This is a genomic window from Pseudomonas poae (assembly GCF_001439785.1).
In the GTDB taxonomy this organism is placed as follows: domain Bacteria; phylum Pseudomonadota; class Gammaproteobacteria; order Pseudomonadales; family Pseudomonadaceae; genus Aquipseudomonas; species Aquipseudomonas poae.
Map to the genome: position 1 here is coordinate 1 of NZ_JYLI01000049.1, position 2035 is coordinate 2035.

Genomic DNA, 2035 nt, shown 5'->3' on the forward strand with positions numbered 1-2035 from the left:
AGCACGAGGTCGGCAGCCTCGCGTTTGAATTCAGGAGTAAAGGAGCGGCGTTGTTTGGTCATCTGACACCTCGATCTGGCGAGCATTCTCGCCTAAATGGGTGTCCGGTTTCATTAGACCACTACAGAGTGACCCGTATGCGCTCAATAATATGCAGTTGTGCGATTAGAACGCGCTTGGCTTCTTCCAAGGTGCTCGGCAGGACGTAAAGTTTTATATCCAGCTTCCCGTTGCTCTTGTGAGCCAAATCAACGAGTGATAACGCTGCTGCGTCAGCCGGGTTGTCGTGAAGCTGGAGCACTGAGAAAAGGAAATTGGTATCCAGTACCACCTTAATTGTTTTCACCTTACGAGCCTGGTTGATGGCAGCAAGGGTTTCAGGGTTGAGGCGGGTTGCCTCCGCGAAAAAGTAGGCCGTCATGAAACGAAGAATCTGGCTGCGACAGACTTGATTTCCCGGATTGAAGAAAAACATCAAAACCTTACGCAGACCCTCTCGGTTGTCGGCGTCCACTTTGTGGAAAAGGTTATGCAGCCAATCAAAATCGTTTTGCAGCTTTCCGCCAACTAATAGCCGGAAGAGGTTGGCACCGCTGACGCGGATAGCTCGAGAAAGCGCCTCAGTGAAATCTTTCCATACCAGATTGGGGTCAAGGGTTGGACAGTGTTCCCGGCAGGTCACAATGAAGTCCGCTTCGCACGCATCCTGCTCCGCATGCGCAGCGGCAGCTTGAACAGATAGATCGTTAAAAGCTCGCTCAGTCAGTTTGTAGGCTGGCCCAGGCAAGATTGAAACGGTTCCCTGATCACGGAGATTATTTAGTTGCCTTTCAAGTTCGTCATCAGATCCTAGGGCTCCGGGCGCTTCTGCACGAATCGCGTCGTGTAGCGCATTCAACCCCAACGCTGCACCATGATTCTTCCAAAGCACGCCTTTTACGATCTGGCTGACACCTTTTTTCCACCAGCCTGACTCGTTCAACTCCACGTGGTGGATTAGTGCGACGATATCCGGAGAAAGCTGTCGGTTAGCCATGGAAACAGCTCCTAAAGGCCTTCAATGCGCGTCGTTCCTTCACAGATGCTTCCTTTTTATTATTGATTCCGCCAGCGGAAAGAAGCGAGTGGCTTACCCGCTCAGGGATGGTACGAGGTACCCTAAGAACTATGCAATAGCATCCTGCCATTAGTCGGCGCTCGGATATGTGACTGCATGAGAGAGGTCATGACTTTCTCGGTCGCTCAGAGATAAGCGCATAGTTGCAGCTTCCTCGAATGAGAAAGCGGACTCTTCTATTAGCGAAGAAAAGCGGGCAAACCGAGTATCAAAGGAGTTCTTTTCTGTCGATTAGGGACGCGTTCAACGCATGCGGAGCGCGCAGGAAGAGAGGCCAAAGCGTGAGGATGGAAGCCCAGAGAGCCAAGACATCGGACACCGTCGGCATGGTTTACGAAATCAGTCCAATGGTGCATATCAAAACCAAATTTTCATCACAACGCCTTCAACATTCGCTCAAGCGCCTGATGCTCCCATGTGCTGAGCAGTGCTACTGGATCAGTGCCAAATCGATCTCCCGAGTCAAATGACCAGCGCCGTCCATCAGGGCTGATGCACGCTTCGCAGTGGTCGAGCGTGCCGCAATCGTTGTACATCGATATATGCCAACCCTCGACGCTGACCACAAAATTCCCCGAATAAACCTCGTCCCAAGACACCTGACCGACCTTTGTCATACTCCGTCGCTCGAAGGTGACCTCTCGCAATACCTCGCATACCTCTCGCGCCAAGAGCTCACCAGCAGTGCTATCGCTAACGCTACCCACTTGGAGGGAATCGGCTGCTGCTCTGGCTAGTTTCAGCCTTTCCTCGTAAGCGGCCAGCGAACACACCTTCAGAAATCCTGAATTAAGGGCGATGGTGTCCGCCTATTTTTAAGCGGACGCGATCACCCTTATCGCCAGGATTCTCATGCGCCAACGAAGCTCTTACCCCAAACCCTTCAAGGCCCAGGTCGTGCAGGAATGCCTGCAACCA

2 protein-coding genes are annotated in these 2035 nt (G+C 52.2%); both read right to left on the reverse strand.

The window, feature by feature from the left end; all coding sequences use genetic code 11:
• Positions 1-121 precede the first annotated feature (121 nt).
• Positions 122-1036 (reverse strand): hypothetical protein, encoded by a 915-nt coding sequence (locus tag TU75_RS26085; RefSeq protein WP_060550546.1) that lies wholly within the window; start codon positions 1034-1036, stop codon positions 122-124.
• Positions 1037-1491: 455 nt separating this feature from the next.
• Entirely contained in the window at positions 1492-1824 is a 333-nt protein-coding gene (locus TU75_RS28790) for a DUF7693 family protein (RefSeq protein ID WP_060550547.1), read from the reverse strand.
• Positions 1825-2035 lie beyond the last annotated feature (211 nt).

What these genes read in the sequence shown, in the direction of transcription:
- TU75_RS26085 (WP_060550546.1), bottom strand. Translation starts at nt 1,036, where the DNA reads ATGGCTAACCGACAGCTTTCTCCGGATATCGTCGCACTAATCCACCAC.